The sequence below is a fragment of the Nocardia sp. NPDC060220 genome (assembly GCF_042727815.1).
Taxonomy (GTDB): Bacteria; Actinomycetota; Actinomycetes; order Mycobacteriales; family Mycobacteriaceae; genus Nocardia.
This window is the reverse complement of the sequence record NZ_JBHWZY010001312.1, coordinates 1-1,260: the sequence shown is the minus strand read 5'-3', so window position 1 is coordinate 1,260 and position 1,260 is coordinate 1. Positions and strand designations below refer to the sequence as shown.

The following is a 1,260-nucleotide window of genomic DNA, read 5'->3' as shown; positions in this document are numbered from 1 at the left end:
GGCGACCTCCTCGAAACCGCAGCGCGCGGCCAGGTCCTGGACCGGGTAGCCACGGTAGGTCAGCGAGTTGGTCTCGGCGACGACCTTGGAAATGCTCGTCGTGTCGACCACCACCCCGGCCAAGCCCTTGGCGATGACGGGCTGTGTTGTGTGTCCACTGGTCATGGCGTCACTCACCCACTGTGAAGTCGAAGATGCCGGAGTCGAATGCGTTGTAGTGCCGGTAGCCGAGCAGTTCGTAGAGCCGAGACCGATGCTGCATCCGGTCCAGCAGCGCCGATTGTGTTCCAGCCGTCGCTATCTCGCGCAGGCCGTCTTCGATCGCGCCCATCGCCAGGCGCAGCGTGGTGACCGGATAGATCACCGCGTTGTAGCCGAGATCGGTCAGTGTCCGCGCGCTCAGCAGCGGCGTCTTACCGAATTCGGTCATGTTCGCCAGCAGCGGGACAGCCACGGCGGCACGGAACTTCGCGAACTCGGCCTCCTCGGCCAGCGCCTCGGTGAAGATCAGGTCCGCGCCCGCGTCGACGTAGGCTCGTGCCCGCTCGATCGCCGCGTCGAGACCCTCGATCGCGCGCGCGTCGGTGCGGGCACAGATCACGAAGTCCGGATCGCGGCGCACCGCCACGGCGGCCCGGATGCGGCGCACCATCTCGGCGGTGTCGACGACCGCCTTGCCGTCGAGATGTCCGCAGCGTTTCGGGTTGACCTGGTCCTCCAGATGGCAGCCTGCCAGGCCCGCGTCCTCCAGGAGGGTCACGGTGCGGGCGGCGTTCATCGGTTCACCGAAGCCGGTGTCGGCGTCGATGAGGACGGGCAGATCGGTGGCGCGGGCGATCTGGCGGCCACGCTCGACAACCTCGGTGAGCGTGGTCAGGCCGATATCGGGCAGTGCCAGCTCGGCCGAGATCACCGCGCCCGAGACGTAGACGCCGTCGAATCCGATCTCCTGGATCAGTGTGGCCACCAGCGGGTTCACCGCTCCTGGCAGTCGTTGCAAGCGACCTGAGGCCAGCCCGGCGCGGAAACTCGCGCGCTTGTGCGCGGCAGTGGTGTGCGCGGCGAGCAGTCCGGAAACAGTCATCAGAACAGTCCTTCCCGTGCGGCGGGCAGCTGGTCGAACAGCGCGGGGTCGACGGTGAAGCTCAGCTGATCGAGTTCCCCCGCGCCGAGTTCCGGTGTGCGCTGGGCAACATCGAGGAAACGGTCCTGCTCGGCGGGCGCCACGACACCGTCGGCGAGGACGCGGAACTTCTCGAC

The 1,260-nt window shown here is 67.5% G+C and carries 2 protein-coding genes; both read right to left on the bottom strand.

All coding sequences use genetic code 11. The features are described 5' to 3' along the window. Positions 1-165: citrate/2-methylcitrate synthase (locus tag ACFWF3_RS36335; RefSeq protein WP_379318721.1), on the bottom strand; the 165-nt coding region annotated here is incomplete at its 3' end. Between the two features lie 4 nt (positions 166-169). Next, the gene (prpB, locus tag ACFWF3_RS36330) at positions 170-1,084 is read right to left on the bottom strand and encodes a methylisocitrate lyase (protein WP_379318719.1); all 915 of its coding nucleotides are present in this window, start codon (positions 1,082-1,084) and stop codon (positions 170-172) included. Positions 1,085-1,260 lie beyond the last annotated feature (176 nt).